15 protein-coding genes are annotated in these 13,959 nt (G+C 45.0%); 7 read left to right on the plus strand and 8 right to left on the minus strand.

Annotation, left to right across the window (positions count from 1 at the left end):
* Window positions 1–57 precede the first annotated feature (57 nt).
* Window positions 58–1,875: a vWA domain-containing protein gene (locus NSQ29_RS22970; RefSeq protein WP_341126165.1), complete on the minus strand. Its 1,818-nt coding sequence runs from the start codon at window positions 1,873–1,875 to the stop codon at window positions 58–60.
* 187 nt (window positions 1,876–2,062) lie between these two features.
* On the opposite strand from NSQ29_RS22970, the gene NSQ29_RS22975 reads away from it, so the two are divergent.
* From NSQ29_RS22975 to NSQ29_RS22985, 3 genes are all read left to right on the plus strand, one after another.
* Entirely contained in the window at window positions 2,063–2,233 is a 171-nt protein-coding gene (locus NSQ29_RS22975) for a hypothetical protein (protein WP_155288085.1), read from the plus strand.
* A complete protein-coding gene (locus NSQ29_RS22980) occupies window positions 2,226–3,152 on the plus strand; it encodes a hypothetical protein (protein ID WP_149646435.1) in 927 nt (308 codons plus the stop codon). The genes NSQ29_RS22975 and NSQ29_RS22980 overlap by 8 nt, the downstream gene beginning before the upstream one ends.
* A gap of 111 nt (window positions 3,153–3,263) precedes the next feature.
* Window positions 3,264–5,042: a hypothetical protein gene (locus NSQ29_RS22985; RefSeq protein WP_340974233.1), complete on the plus strand. Its 1,779-nt coding sequence runs from the start codon at window positions 3,264–3,266 to the stop codon at window positions 5,040–5,042.
* 96 nt (window positions 5,043–5,138) lie between these two features.
* Here NSQ29_RS22985 and NSQ29_RS22990 read toward each other — a convergent pair whose 3' ends face one another.
* On the minus strand, window positions 5,139–5,693 hold the full coding sequence (locus NSQ29_RS22990; protein WP_340974232.1) for a pyridoxamine 5'-phosphate oxidase family protein: 555 nt from the start codon (window positions 5,691–5,693) through the stop codon (window positions 5,139–5,141).
* 840 nt (window positions 5,694–6,533) lie between these two features.
* Window positions 6,534–7,016: a GyrI-like domain-containing protein gene (locus NSQ29_RS22995; RefSeq protein ID WP_341126166.1), complete on the minus strand. Its 483-nt coding sequence runs from the start codon at window positions 7,014–7,016 to the stop codon at window positions 6,534–6,536.
* Between the two features lie 153 nt (window positions 7,017–7,169).
* Between NSQ29_RS22995 and wrbA the strand changes: the two genes are divergently transcribed.
* Window positions 7,170–7,811 (plus strand): NAD(P)H:quinone oxidoreductase type IV, encoded by a 642-nt coding sequence (gene wrbA, locus NSQ29_RS23000; RefSeq protein WP_341126167.1) that lies wholly within the window; start codon window positions 7,170–7,172, stop codon window positions 7,809–7,811.
* Between the two features lie 85 nt (window positions 7,812–7,896).
* Here wrbA and NSQ29_RS23005 read toward each other — a convergent pair whose 3' ends face one another.
* The 5 genes from NSQ29_RS23005 to NSQ29_RS23025 all read right to left on the minus strand — a co-directional run bounded on the left by NSQ29_RS23005 (window position 7,897) and on the right by NSQ29_RS23025 (window position 10,970).
* A complete protein-coding gene (locus NSQ29_RS23005) occupies window positions 7,897–8,895 on the minus strand; it encodes a Gfo/Idh/MocA family protein (protein WP_445253180.1) in 999 nt (332 codons plus the stop codon).
* 45 nt (window positions 8,896–8,940) lie between these two features.
* Window positions 8,941–9,294, minus strand: coding sequence for a DUF1648 domain-containing protein (locus tag NSQ29_RS23010; RefSeq protein WP_339268925.1), 354 nt, complete (start codon window positions 9,292–9,294; stop codon window positions 8,941–8,943).
* 34 nt (window positions 9,295–9,328) lie between these two features.
* The gene (locus NSQ29_RS23015; RefSeq protein ID WP_341126168.1) at window positions 9,329–9,655 is read right to left on the minus strand and encodes a nucleoside triphosphate pyrophosphohydrolase; all 327 of its coding nucleotides are present in this window, start codon (window positions 9,653–9,655) and stop codon (window positions 9,329–9,331) included.
* A gap of 37 nt (window positions 9,656–9,692) precedes the next feature.
* On the minus strand, window positions 9,693–10,088 hold the full coding sequence (mutT, locus tag NSQ29_RS23020) for an 8-oxo-dGTP diphosphatase MutT (RefSeq protein WP_149646429.1): 396 nt from the start codon (window positions 10,086–10,088) through the stop codon (window positions 9,693–9,695).
* Between the two features lie 168 nt (window positions 10,089–10,256).
* Window positions 10,257–10,970 (minus strand): YceI family protein, encoded by a 714-nt coding sequence (locus NSQ29_RS23025; RefSeq protein ID WP_339800673.1) that lies wholly within the window; start codon window positions 10,968–10,970, stop codon window positions 10,257–10,259.
* A gap of 149 nt (window positions 10,971–11,119) precedes the next feature.
* Between NSQ29_RS23025 and NSQ29_RS23030 the strand changes: the two genes are divergently transcribed.
* The 3 genes from NSQ29_RS23030 to NSQ29_RS23040 all read left to right on the plus strand — a co-directional run bounded on the left by NSQ29_RS23030 (window position 11,120) and on the right by NSQ29_RS23040 (window position 13,764).
* Entirely contained in the window at window positions 11,120–11,800 is a 681-nt protein-coding gene (locus NSQ29_RS23030; protein WP_042193322.1) for a response regulator transcription factor, read from the plus strand.
* Entirely contained in the window at window positions 11,788–13,203 is a 1,416-nt protein-coding gene (locus tag NSQ29_RS23035; RefSeq protein ID WP_076283852.1) for a HAMP domain-containing sensor histidine kinase, read from the plus strand. Before NSQ29_RS23030 ends, NSQ29_RS23035 begins: the two co-directional genes overlap by 13 nt.
* 69 nt (window positions 13,204–13,272) lie before the next feature.
* The gene (locus tag NSQ29_RS23040; protein ID WP_149646426.1) at window positions 13,273–13,764 is read left to right on the plus strand and encodes a hypothetical protein; all 492 of its coding nucleotides are present in this window, start codon (window positions 13,273–13,275) and stop codon (window positions 13,762–13,764) included.
* The last annotated feature ends 195 nt before the right edge of the window (window positions 13,765–13,959 follow it).

Here is a 13,959-nt window from a genome sequence, read left to right on the forward strand (position 1 = left end):
TTTATCCTCCTAAAAGTTTTGCGGAAGCTGTACTTCAGATTTCTTGCAAAACCACTTCTATACTAAATATTCGAGATAAATCGTCTTATCTACCGTGTGCAGGGACACTGAAACGCGGTCACCACTCTTCAGCTCAAGACCACGCGAGGCATCCGCAGCACGTCCGGATCTCTCTACAGTAATACCTTCTCCACTACGTAACAGCAATCGGTCATTCTTAGCTGGTGTGAAAATAATGCTCTCGCTTTCCTTCAGCTCAGGCGCTAATTGCAGCAGCTGATGAAGGGTGAACTTGCCTCTGAATCCAGCAAGTTTCTTATATTGTGGGTAGGTCTTCTCACCCGTATTGCCGTCTTTAACCTCAATTACCAGCTGTCCAACAAAACCACGTGCCGATTTCTTATTCAGCACATACCATGCGGCAGCGGCTGCCAACACCAGAAGAATACCACCAATAATGTAATACAAGGTATTGGATGAAGCTTCTTTCAGAGGTTCTTCTTTGCCCGTTCCTGTCGAAGGACTGGCAGTTGCAGCGCCACCTGCCTTCGCGCTGATTTTTACAGGAGCACTTTCACGATAGAAACTGCTTTCCTCTGCACGAACCTTCAGCTCATAGTCATGGCTTTCTTTTACCTCGAAGGTGCCCTTAAAAACATCCCCGGAGTTATCCAGTTCGATTTCCTGTACATCACCTGTATCAATATCTGTAGCAAGCAGTACCGCCTTCATATCTTGATACAAATTACTGAGCGTTACCTGAGTACCATTGCTGAACAGGTGAGAGGTAATATCAATTTTATCACCTTTTTTATAGGTTGCTGATGGCAACGCATCGATCTTAAGCTCCAAATCATAGTTAAAAACTAGATTAATATCAATTTTATCCTTTGGCACACCTTTGACCTGAAGCTTCCAATCTCCTTCTTGCGGTGACAACAGCTTGATCAAGCTATAAGTAGAAGACTTCGACAGCACAACATCCTTGGACGGGATGGCGACAGTATTTCCTGAAGGATCAGTTAGCTTCGCGGTCACAGGCTGTGACGACATAATTGAGATATTGGCTTCCAAAACACTGCCGTTAGGCACGTTAACGGTCACATCCTGATAATCCCCATTTGCAGTGATCGACTGCACAGGTACTACCTTTAGCTTCAGATGACTAGCAAAAATTTCACTAAGTATTTGCGGAAGATCATCTGCGGAGTCCGTCGAAAATGCTTTACCACCTGTCTCAGTGGACAGATCAGCGAGTTTCTGTTTATTCAGCTTGCCGTCTGCGTTAAGACCAATCGTATAAATGGGATAGCCATTCTTTTTAGCGACTTCCACGGCTGCATTCAATTCTTTATCCGATTCGCTTTGCGTCCGGCCTGTTGTTTTGTTGAAATCGTTATTGCCGTCAGCTAGCATTACGATGATTGGCTCATGTTTCGGATCGCTACCATTCTGGAGCACCTTCACAGCTTCTTCCACACCGACAGCAATGTCGGTATAAGCTCCACGGTCCAGTCCATCAATAAAATCCTTCAAATCCTGTTTATCTGTCTCTGAGTTAATTTCCAGCAAGGCCTTCTCCCGCTGCACTTTGTCGGTATAGGCAACAATACCTACTTTATCACCTTGAGTGGATAGCATATCTATGAACATTTTCATCGCTTCGTTCGCGACCTTGTTCTTGTCACTAGTCTTCATGGAGTTACTGACATCGATAAGAAGCACCGCATCAATGTGAGATTGCGCCGACGTAGCCGCATAGGCCTTAACAGCTGCAAAAGGCGAGGCAGCTAGACAAAGAGCCAGGAGCAATGCCGGAAAGATACGTAGAAAGAGAGTCTTGGTTGTTCTAATACTTTGATATTTACGAAGCATAAATAGGGCTCCTCTTGTGTTATATTAGGCACATATGACAGCTTCAGCACTGTCGCTAAAATCTGTAAATAGTATGCCATTATGATATAATTAAACCTTGTAAACTTCAACTTTAGGACCGCCGGACCAAAGTAGCAATGATGCATAGAGTGATCATTCTATGAGACATCCGATCTGCAAGGCGTCCATGAGAAAGGACTGTTCCATGATTTCATACGTCATTCTTGGGATTACGTTCCTAATTGCCGTAATTCAGATTTCCATTTATGCTGCACATCAGCGCAAACCACTGACACGTGATGATATTAACGATCGACTGCTAGCCGCTTTGAACGGAGGCGATAAAGGCCGTGAATAAGAAAAGACCCGTTACCTTCCGGCCTTTCAAGGCCCCGCGTTATGCTTATGACAAGCTTCGTATTTGTCGCCACTGCGGACAATACACCGCTCTCGGTGAAGATCGATGCACCAAATGCGGTAAAGACTCACTAATTACGGTAGAAAAGCAAGCTGCATCTATTGCAGGAAGAAAAATGCATACGCGCCTCCTATTCATCTTACTGCTTACACTAGCCTCCGTCTATTTTGGGAATAGCATAGAGCAGATGATGTTATGTGGTGCCGGAGGGATTCTCCTCGCTGGACTATTGTACTATACGCAGCGAAAAGCACGGCAGAACGAGAATCTTCGTTCTCTTAACGAGCTGCTTGGACGAGGGATTGGCATCATCAAAGAGGGACTGGAGATCAACCGTCAGGAGGCTGTCTCCGTACTCCGTGAGGATGATGTGCTTGCCTACGAGAAGCTGCGCGAACTCTCCATCCTGCTTCGTGGTGACCGGATCGCACGGCAGCGTATCGCCTTGCTGCATGGATTTTTGCTTCGCAAGGATATGGATTTAGAACTGGAGCAGCTTCTTCTTAAGGATTTCGAGCCGCTGCTAGCCGAATATATCGGCGAGATCGCTAAGGTCCGTCCTGATCTGATCAAAGATCGTACACTACGATACGTAAAGAACTATGAAGTAGAAATTCGTCATATGAATAATGGTATGACCATCCTTACGGGAGTTGCCGGAGCTGCAGTAAGAATGAAGCGTTATGCCCTGCTCTATTCCAGTATGATCGGCCGATACGTGCAAGATCTGCCTAAAGACCGCTTTATGCGGTTATCCAAACTCATTGCTGCGAATCCCCATGAACCGTGGAACGGCTTGGACCAAAGAGTAGCTGACATTCGCGAAGCCAAATACCGCTGGGACCCGGAAGTTCAATAGACATTATTATATTTCAAGAAGAAACGGCATAATTGTTTCTCGGTGAAATATAAGAATAAAGAATGATGTGAAACTATGCTTTCTTATATTTTGAAAAAGAGGCTACTCTATATGACGTTCAAACAATTAATAACCCTGCGAAACTTTATGATCATTTTGTGTATAAGCATGTTTGTGATGCTTGGACAGAAGGTTATTCTCATCGCCGACAAAATACAAATAACCAAGGAAGCCGACCGTCTCTATGCTGCTGGCGATCTGATAAGTGCAGAGAATCAGTATCGCCTAGCGGCGGCAAACCATTCCATTCTTTATATGGAAGAAAAGGTTACGAAGCGACTTGATGAGCTGTCACCAATCACGGCCATCCGCCAAGGTTTGAATGCCTTGGTATCTTCCACTAAAGCACAAGCTGCGACTAAAGATTTCACCGGATTTATGAAAAGTTATGATACTCTCCTCAGCTTAAAAGCTACATATATGAAGCCCGGTGGTCCTTATGAATCCTATTATCGCCAGTTATCGACCGATTCAGGCATTTCTGACCAGTTCACAACCTACTTCCGAGAATTTAAGGAGCAGTTTCTTACCGAACTTGCTCAGAGCCAAGATGGAAACAAGAGTGAAGAAGACACTTTTAAATGGAATCTGTTGCAGATTCCCGATGCCTATTACGGAAGCGCTGCATCCAAGGAGGAGTTGCTAGCCTCCAAGTTCAAAAGTCATGATACAGCTAAACTAAAAGCCTTAGCAGGCACAGGAAACTTTACAGGCATGCTGGAGAGCACCCTCTCCATGATGAATGCTTACAGCCAGCATAGTTACGAAGCGCCATGGGTACTTGGGCAGGCAGAAAGTAGCGGAAAGATCATCCTGAACAAAGATCTAGAGAGCGATAACATCACCGCCTTTGCTGGGCATGCTGTTGCTTATCGTAATTTTGCAGGATCGGCAGGAATTACTTCATCCAAAGTACTAACCTTAGTAGATACTAGTAAAGCTAAACTACTTAAAAATGCCAAGCGCATGACCAGTAAAGGTCAATATGCTGAAGCTATTCAACTATACAGTGATCTTGCTCCGTTAGAGGATACTTCTTCAATCATTGCCGCTACAAGATTGGCTTGGAATATTGCCGAGCCTGTGCGCCTTCTCCCGGGCGGTGAAGAGCAAGGCAGATATGGGAACATCATCTCCAGCAAGGGACTACACGATAAGAAGGTCATTGTGGCTGGAACGGATAGCAATGGTGTCCTCTATTATGCAGCAATGAATAGCGACGAAAGTGTCATAACTTTAACTGGAAATATTTTACCAAAATTCGAGAGTCTGCGCAGTCTAACTTTTAATGACCAGCTTGCTGCCTCTTCAGGTTCTGGTGCCCCCGTGGTTCTGGCTGAATCTGAGGTCGAAGGTGGACGTACCCTTTTTACAGCATATGAAATGAAATCGGATGGTATTTCGCAGTTGTTTTCAGTGTCTGGAGATAGCTATGAACTGCAGTCCGATGATTCCTTACTCGTATCTAACGCGGATCTCGGAGACGGTGTCGTTGGACAGACGGCACGTTATCGTAAAGTAGATGGCAGCTATCAATTTGCTGAGATTGTTCAGGAGTATGCGGTAATTTCAGCTTCCGATGTAGCGCTTCATCCTTTTGAAAAGGTATCTTTTCACTGTGAAATCGTCGCAGATAACTTCGGTAATATGCTGGCTTATTCGAATGGGGTTTATATTTTGCTTCAAGGAGACTTGGGTTCCGTTACAGGTAACGCGTTAGTTAGTGGTCAATATCAGAACGGTTATCAGCTTGTTGGAACGGACATGGGAGAGCAATATGTACCTGTGTTTGTGGTGGAATCCGTGGGTAGTATGAGTTTTGGACAGTAGAATATATGAGATAACTGCTTAGTCGAATTGAGAGATCGCTCATCGTGACGAATGAGAAACTTTATATATACATGAACCTAGGATCACCATGTCCGCTTAGTTTTTTTGTCCAAGGGGTGTCGGTAGCCCGTCTATACTTGTGGTGTTCTTCTCTTGTCTATATTCTTTCAGACCTGCTTCGCCCTTTTGGATAGACCAACGTTGTAACGTCTCTCGCTCACCGTCATAACTCATGAATGGGACCGAAAATCCGCAGGAAGTCTGTACCTTATGAACATCAATTAAAATGATCTGTCTAGCTCCAGGCAGAGGTGTAAAAATAGGGTACAGTGCTTCCCATTCAAATGAACCAGGCAGGATTACTGTCCCTGTTCCATACAGTCTCAGAATATTCGGCGGTCCTTCAAACGCACAAAACATAACCGTCACTCTTCCATTTTCCAGCAGATGTGCGCTCGTCTCATTACCACTACCGGTCATATCGAGATAAGCCACTTGATTAGGAGACAAAATCCGCAAGCAATCATGACCCTTAGGTGAAAGATTAACATGCCCTTCTTCAGAAAGCGGCGCTGACCCTACGAAAAAAAGATGCTGCCGAAGAATAAACTCCTGATGTGCAGGTAATATAGCCGTGAATTGTTTTCCCATTTGGTGTTCTCCGTTTCGTTTTGGTTTGTGTGTGATTTGTATGTTGGGTCTGTCATGCTCCATCGAACATATTAACTAAACCAGCTACTTCGTCTACACTTCCTTAGTTCAACTCCATCAAAATTCATCCAGTTCACTCAACAAGTTATTTCATTTACACTCCACTTGCTCCATCTCCTCCCAAACGGTTTGGAGCATCTTTAGGGTAAATGTAGGGTACTTTTACCCCTCTTTCTTGCTTTTTGAGCTCTTTGGGGCAAATGTAGGGTATTTTTACTCCTCTTTCTCGCTATTTGGAATCTTTGGGGCAAATGTAGGGTATTTTTGCCCCTCTTTCTTGCTTTTTGGGCTCTTTCCGGTAAATGTAGGGTATTTTTGCCCCTCTTTCTTGCTTTTTGGGCTCTTTGCGGCAAATGTAGGGTATTTTTACCCCTCTTTCTCGCTATTTGAGCTCTTTAGGGGAAATTAAGGGTATTTCTGCCCCTCTTTCTTGCTTTTTGGGCTCTTTGCGGCAAATGTAGGGCATTTCTGCCCTTGAAGATTGCAACTTCGGCTAGACGCAGCTAATGCGGGAGATTTTTACCGTTCTGTTGCACCACTTCAGCCTAACACAGCGAATGGTACGAAATTTTTACCGTTTACTGGTTAACGACACATCCGCATTTAAATATGAAGCGTATTTACTCATTCCTTCTATTGATATATATTCGTTTTAATCGTTGAGTAACCCTTCACCCTCACCCGAGGGATTCAGCTCATCCGCGAAAAAAGGAACTGCCTCTCGGCAGCCCCCAAATCCCCACGAAACATTTCTTTTAGCTAAAATATCTTTCACCCGATCTACTCAATCGCAATATAAATCTCAACCTGCGTGTTAGCAGGATCAAAATTCCGTGAATCGTAAATTTCAAAATCGCCCGTATAAGTTCTTATCTCTGTAGAGCCCTTAAAATACGTCCAAATCTCCCCCCATGCTTGCGAGACTACTTCAAATACCGGACCTTTTTTCGTCGTAAAAACCATATACTTGCTCTCCGGAACAGCCGCACTAACGATGCCACTATCCGCTAAATATCTCTCCCCAGCGACTTCATGCCCAATCACAACGGTATAAGCTCCTGACGCATCACTCTCATAATCTGTATACAAGGCATAGATATACTCAGGCTTAACCGTATCCATCTGCCCCGCAATATTACTCTGAAAATACGTTTCCCACAGCCGTGACAAGCCCCCATCAGGCCCCATTTCCACTTCATTTGTCGTACGTATGCTAACCCCAGCCAAGGTCATTTTCGGTTTTTGTACAAAATAAGTATTCATTATTCTCCCTCATTTCCTGTAATTGAGTTCAGTATACACAAGGGAAGTGGACATCTGTCTGTCCAGTTAGAGCAGAATTATCGATTTGGGTTATAAAAGCATCAATGGGGTAATTAATAGTATGGAACTACACTCGAAGGGAATGACTCCAGCATGTCAAAAATTAAATTAGCCGTCATCTACTACAGTGCCACAGGAACTAACTACCAGCTAGCACAATGGGCCGCGGAAAGCGCCGAGAAAGCGGGAGTAGAGGTAAAACTGCTGAAGGTGCAGGAGCTGGTTCCCGAGGATAAAATCGCGGCCAATCCGGCCATGAAAGCTCTGGCTGAGAAGACAAAAGATATCCCCGTTGCAACACCTGATGATATTGTGGAGGCCGATGCGATTATTTTCAGTTCTCCAACCCGTTACGGTAACATCGCTTCTCAAATGAAGCAGTTCCTTGATACGACCGGAGGAATTTGGGGCAAGGGACTAACCGTAAACAAAGTCGTCAGCGCCATGAGCTCAGCACAGAATCCACACGGTGGACAGGAAGCTACGATTTTAGCACTCTACACATCGATGTATCACTGGGGAGCGATTGTCGCTGCACCTGGTTATACTGATCCCGTCACATTCGGTGCGGGAGGTAACCCTTACGGAACAAGTGTCAGTGTAGATGGAGACGGTAAAATGATCGAAGAGCAGGATCGGATCCGTGATGCTGTTTTTCATCAAGCGAAGCGCACCGTTGAAGTGGCCGGCTGGGTCCAAGCAGGCAAAAGTAAAAACGCCAATAGTCAGAACTAGACGCCCACCTTCGATCGATATAGCAAACACCCCTCGGAGCTACCTTAGTAGCACATAAACCGAGGGGTATTACTATTTTTAAAATTTACTCTCCAGGATACTTAAGACCCCACTGCGCACGTATTTGATCCAGCAGTTTCAGAATCGCTAACGATTCATCCAGTGACATAACTGGGCTTTCTGTTAGCCCTGCTTGTAGACAACGTCCTACTTCCTCTGCTTCAAAACAATATCCAATAGAAGCTCGATCATCCACAAAGCTCTCTACCTTCTCATCCCCTATATAAAGCGAAGCAGATTTCGGGTTCACTAATGTCCCTTCAACAATTATACGGCCCTCTGTTCCAAACACATGCGCTTCCTCCAGCGTATTAAGACGAATACCACCGTTCAACGAAGCGGTTTTTCCATTGCCATAATTCAGCAGCATGGAGAAATGCTCGTCCACTCCAGTCTCACCAATATGCACCGTACTGGAGATAGATTCAGGATGAGGTCCAAACACCATCGAGGCAAAAGAAACCGGATAAATCCCAACATCCAGCAGCGCACCTCCGCCCAGCTTCGGATTCAGCAATCTGCTTTCCGGATTCCAGTCGGTGCGAAATCCTAAGTCTGCCTTCACCAAGCGAACTTCACCGATTCTACCCTCGGCGATCCATTCTCTAACCTTCACAATCGCCGGGATGTAACGACTCCACATGGCCTCCATCAGGAACAGCTTATGATCTCTAGCGTAGGCCACCACTTCTTCCAATTCTCCGCTATTCACGGTAAAAGGCTTCTCACATAGGACAGCTTTGCCTGCACGTAGCGCCAATAATGCATTTTCTTTGTGAAAAGGATGTGGCGTTCCAATATATACCGCGTCTATATTCGGGTCATTTACCAATTCCTCATAAGTAGCATAAGCATGTGGTACTCCATGATCCCTCGCGAATTTATCTGCACTTTCCTGTGAACGCGAACCCACGGCATATGCCACGCCATTTCTGGCGTGAGCTAAATCAGTAACAAACTGATGGGCAATCCAGCCTGTACTGAGAATTCCCCATCTTACCTTGTAAGCGTTATCCATTTTCATATGCATGTTCCTCCTAATCCTTCTGCTAAGTCTCTTTTAATTCTATCAGACCATTCTAATAAATGTATAGGAACTGATGCCAGCAAACACCACCGTCACCACCAAAATAGCAATATTCCAGATCCTGCTCAAAGCCGCTGAATGCTCGTTAGAACTCTGAATAAACGCTTTTTGCAAAAGGAACTGCAGGAGTTTCATAATTATTAATCCCAAACATCCAAGCCCGCTTTGCAAAATAACCTCCAGACTAGACTTACTTACAAATCTATCAGCCATGTTCCCATCGTAATGGATCGGGACCCTATCAGGCATTTTGGAATATAGGAATAAATAAATAGCTACAGGAATTAAGGCTACCACACCGCTTAAGATCATCATCAGTTTGGTTTTGGACAACATTAATAACCTCCTTATACGGAACAATAATCTCTAGTTATTCTCCTTCCACTTCAATTAAAAATATCCGTTCCTTAAATCCACCACGACTTTCAGCTTTCTCCGCACGAAGCTCCTCCAGCTCTGCGCTATTACTTCCATGGGTCTCCGCCAGCGCTTGAATTACTTCCAGCATGTCGGCAAGCTCCTCTAGAGCTTCTTCATTACTCACTGCCCGAGAATACTCCTCCGACTCTTCTTTCAATTTTTTACGTAGTTCAGTTATGTATTCTTTGGACTCTAATATTCTTGTTTTAAAGTCTTTACCTTGAGAAGCTATCAGGTTAGGGATTCCATCACGCACTAGCTTTTCATATACGGGCACTTAAGTTCTTCCTTTCTACTTGATGTTCAGACTGCCCTCACACTTGATCTGACCCCACCATTAGCCGTACTACAAAAGGAATATCTGCAGGGGCAAAAGTGAACTGACCGAGTGCAGTTGGAAACACCCACCTATATTCATCGTGATCGACAAGTTCAATTACACCTCCCAGATATCGGGCTTTCCAAGCAAACAGTCTGATCTCGACACTTCCATAGTTGTGCTCGTTCACGCCAAAGCTTTCATAGGGAAGGATTGTTATCCCCATCTCCTCCTGAAGCTCTCTTTGCAGACAATCTGCGATGCTTTCATCCTGCTCTATTTTGCCGCCAGGAAATTCCCACAGACCTGCCTGAGATTTACCTTGCCTGCGCCGAGCAATAAGAATCTGTCCTTCTTCATTATGTATAATCGCTGCCGCCACCTGGATCACAAGGAACACCTCCTTTATTGCTTTTTATTAGACAGATACTTCTATTAAAACATACATTTCATTCCAAACCAAAGAGACTCTCCCAAAAGCTATTAGGCCCGGGAAAGTCTCTTCCGTACAGTTTCTCTATAAATTGACAGCAACATCTTCCTTAAGGAAAGACTGCTGCTATTTCTTCAGCACAAGCTCTAATCGAACCTCAAGATTGTTCTCCGTATCCAGCACAACGGTGTGTGGATTGCTTAAGCCAAAATCAGAAAAAGCCACTGTTGTTGTACCCGACAGCATCAGCTGTCCACCACTGTACGCTGCTTGAGACTGGAAGGTAACATCCTTTTCTACACCCTTCACTGTAAGCGTTCCTTGCATTTCAACCGGCACAGTGGCTCCTTCGGTCCATTCCGTTGGCAGCTCCGAGAATGATTTAACGACAAACGTAGATTGTGGAAATTCCGTAACGGCTAGAAAGTCTTCCCCTTTTACATGCTCATCTCTTTGACCATTACCAGAGTCCAGAGCGCTCATATCTACTGACCCTTCTCCAACCATCGAAGTAGAATCTTCTATATTAATTTTCCAGGTACCTTGAACTTTGTTATCCACGAAGTTTACTGTTTCTTTAGAGGTGGTTACTGACCAATATACTTTAGAAGCATCCGTAACCGTCCAATCACCGTTTAATTGGTCGGCTGTGACCGCCATACCTACTGGTGCTCCAGTGTTAGTCGTGCTTTCTCCATTACCGGCTGTTGTGGCTTGCCCTGGAATCACGGACTCGATCTGTACATTATTGCCCAGCGATTTATCCAGCAATGTATAACCTGTGACTACTCCTACGATAATGACTCCGGCAGCGATCAAGGCTATTCTTTTTCTCTTCATCCTGTTCCCTCCAATATTCAAAATATTCTGTATATTTTCAAGCTCGTCCCTCATTCTAACAAAGCAATAAGTCGGGAAGAAGTCAGAGCAGAGCGAGCTATGATGTGTTAAACTTGTCGTAATTTTATAGATTGGAGGACCACCACATGATGAGATCCATTCTAATTGTTGAAGATGAGGAAGCTATCTCCAGGGTCCTCAGTGCCTATCTGAAAAAAGCAGGCTTCCATGTCACCCGTGTAGCCGACGGACGTGCTGCGCTGGAGTCTTTTGCTATAACACCTCCCTCATTAGTATTACTCGACATCATGCTGCCAAACATGGACGGCTTTGAACTGCTAAAGCTGATCCGTGAAAAAAGCAGCTGTCCCGTGATCATGCTCACCGCAAGGGACGGGATCAATGACCGACTAGCCGGTCTCGACGGTGGTGCGGATGATTATATGTCTAAACCCTTTATTCCTGAGGAAGTGGTGGCACGCGTGAATGCTGTGTTACGCCGTCCTTCGCAGTGGTCCGATGGTAGCCGCAAACGGCATTATGGCAGTTTGTTTATCGACTTTACTGCACGAGCTGTCTTTTTAAATGGGGTTGAGCTGAGTCTTAGTCCACGTGATATGTCGGTCATGTTATTTCTGGCTGAAAGACCTAATCAAATATGTACTCGCGAGCAATTAATAGAACATGTCTGGGAGATGGATTACGAAGGAAGTGACCGGGCCGTGGACTTGTCAATCAAAAGACTTCGCCAAGCGCTGTCGCATTGGCCAGTAGATGAGGGGGAAATCCGTACCCTGAGAGGGACAGGATATCAATTATGGACAACCTAAAGAAAAGCAGCCCCAAACGCACTTCGATTCTCTCCTATTGGACGATTCGTTACCTGCTCATCATTAGTGTTGGCCTCCTGCTAACTGCACTAACGACGTTCTGGTGGATCCAACAAGAAGCTATGAGTAACCGGATGCAGACTACTGGATTATTAGCACAGGAGATTGCCGACCGGAGCGTAAATCGTGAGGGTTCAATAGAGATCAGCCAAAATCTTGGAATGCTCATTGAAGACCGAAAACGATTCTTCAAGTTAACCGTAGAAATGTGTGTAATCATTACGGATCAGCAAGATCAGATGCTGTTCTCTATGCCACCACTAACTGAAGATGAGATGAGGCATAAACTTAATGATAGCCTTAACGACTCTCGCAGTCCGGAGTTCAAAGCTGCAGTAGCGTCCATACAATCGGATGGCAAAACGCTTGGACAGGTGATTGTCCTTCAATCCAAGAAATCGCTGAGGCATATCCCTCAGGAGGAGATCATTTTTTTCTCCATCCTGTTGCTATTTCTAATCATATTAAGTTGGCTAACCATTTACCTCTTGTCTCGTAAACTGGCAAAACCGATCCAGAAAGTAGCCAAAGCAGCCGCTCAAATCAGTCATGGCCGTTATGATATCGTTCTGGATAAGGACGCTAAAGAACGAGAAATCCATGAACTGATGTTGTCTTTTGAAGAGATGGCAGGCAAGTTACAACAATTTGAGCAGTCCCGTGCGGTTATGTTAGCCGGTGTATCCCATGAACTAAAGACACCAGTAACCTCTATTAAAGGCCTAATCCATGCCGTTCGTGAAGGGGTTGTCGAAGACGATGAAGCTGTGGAATTTCTAGATATTGCTTTGCAGGAAGCTGGACGATTGCAACGGATGGTTGCCGATCTTCTGGATTACAACGCACTGACTGCAGGAATCGTCTCTGTCCGTCACGATCGACTGGATGCCGTGCCACTGTTATCAGAAATCGTGTATCAATGGAAGCTGACACAAGCGGATGAAGTTGCGGAGCCTATGCTCCATATGCCAAGAACTCCCTTATTTTTGTGTGGGGACCCGCTACGTATCCAACAAATCATCGTCAATTTACTTAATAACAGTGTACAAGCCAAAGCCCCAGACCGAATGGTGCAGCTTACAGTAGAGTTGCTTGAACAGCAAGGTCATGGCATGGCGGAGATTCGTGTTCAGGATAATGGGCTGGGCATCTCATCGAATCATAGTGAACACGTCTTCGAGGCTTTTTTCCGAGGTAGCGACAAACAGAGCACACTACGTGGTCTGGGACTCGGTCTCACCTTCAGCCGTCTTTTGGCCGAATCTATGAACGGAAGCCTCGTGCTTGAGAAGCACTCCCAGGAAGGCTGTACCTTCGTGCTGTCTCTGCCGCTTGATCACTAAAAAATAGTCTGCGGGCCATCGTCATGGTATAATCATGTGCACAATCACACCGAAAACCGGAGGCTGTATATGCTTACTTTTGAACAAAAATTAGCGATTCTCGACTCTTACCCCCAACTGGAACGTAAAAACGTATCCCTTGGGCGCGTGAACTATCACTACGAGGAAAGCCAGCATGATAAGAAAACCGTTGCTTACCATCTGCATCCTAATGGGAATGGTTATGTGTTCGCAGGCTTATTGCGGGGCTATGAGGCAGATGATAAGGGCTTTGTGAACATTCGCGACTACTCGGAATCCGAGCTGCGGAGTCTGTTGGATGCCTCCATCACCTCACTTTCTATTTACATTCCAGACGCCCCTGTAGCCAGCAAAAGAAAGAAAAAGGCTGCGGCAGCCGCCGACTCACTCTGGACTAATGATGAGGGCCATACACTGACTCTAAAGCTTGAGGATGATTTATGGTATGTCTATGCCGACCTTAATCTAGAAATGGCCTTTGAGACCCTTGAGGAAGCTAAAGAATATTTAGCAGAAGAGGGATTTACAGCACAGGAGTAAGCAGGGGTAATAATAACTCCTATCAGAAAAAAATAAAAAGAGGTGTCCTAACAGCCATTTATTTTGGCCATTTGGACACCTTTTTTCAGTTGCGCGCTTGCAAGCTCTACCCAAAACTTCGCTAATAAAAAACATTAATATCCCCTCTAACTACCGAGACCATCATTCAATAATTTGTAGTATAAAAAGAATACT

The organism is Paenibacillus sp. FSL F4-0236 (genome assembly GCF_038000135.1).
In the GTDB taxonomy this organism is placed as follows: Bacteria; Bacillota; Bacilli; order Paenibacillales; family Paenibacillaceae; genus Paenibacillus_AQ.

Coding starts and splice junctions, on each gene's coding strand:
- NSQ29_RS22970 (WP_341126165.1), bottom strand. CDS start 1,875: ATGCTTCGTAAATATCAAAGTATTAGAACAACCAAGACTCTCTTTCTA.
- NSQ29_RS22975 (WP_155288085.1), top strand. CDS start 2,063: ATGAGAAAGGACTGTTCCATGATTTCATACGTCATTCTTGGGATTACG.
- NSQ29_RS22985 (WP_340974233.1), top strand. CDS start 3,264: ATGACGTTCAAACAATTAATAACCCTGCGAAACTTTATGATCATTTTG.
- NSQ29_RS22990 (WP_340974232.1), bottom strand. CDS start 5,693: ATGGGAAAACAATTCACGGCTATATTACCTGCACATCAGGAGTTTATT.
- NSQ29_RS22995 (WP_341126166.1), bottom strand. CDS start 7,016: ATGAATACTTATTTTGTACAAAAACCGAAAATGACCTTGGCTGGGGTT.
- wrbA (WP_341126167.1), top strand. CDS start 7,170: ATGTCAAAAATTAAATTAGCCGTCATCTACTACAGTGCCACAGGAACT.
- NSQ29_RS23005 (WP_445253180.1), bottom strand. CDS start 8,895: ATGAAAATGGATAACGCTTACAAGGTAAGATGGGGAATTCTCAGTACA.
- NSQ29_RS23010 (WP_339268925.1), bottom strand. CDS start 9,294: ATGTTGTCCAAAACCAAACTGATGATGATCTTAAGCGGTGTGGTAGCC.
- NSQ29_RS23025 (WP_339800673.1), bottom strand. CDS start 10,970: ATGAAGAGAAAAAGAATAGCCTTGATCGCTGCCGGAGTCATTATCGTA.
- NSQ29_RS23030 (WP_042193322.1), top strand. CDS start 11,120: ATGAGATCCATTCTAATTGTTGAAGATGAGGAAGCTATCTCCAGGGTC.
- NSQ29_RS23035 (WP_076283852.1), top strand. CDS start 11,788: ATGGACAACCTAAAGAAAAGCAGCCCCAAACGCACTTCGATTCTCTCC.
- NSQ29_RS23040 (WP_149646426.1), top strand. CDS start 13,273: ATGCTTACTTTTGAACAAAAATTAGCGATTCTCGACTCTTACCCCCAA.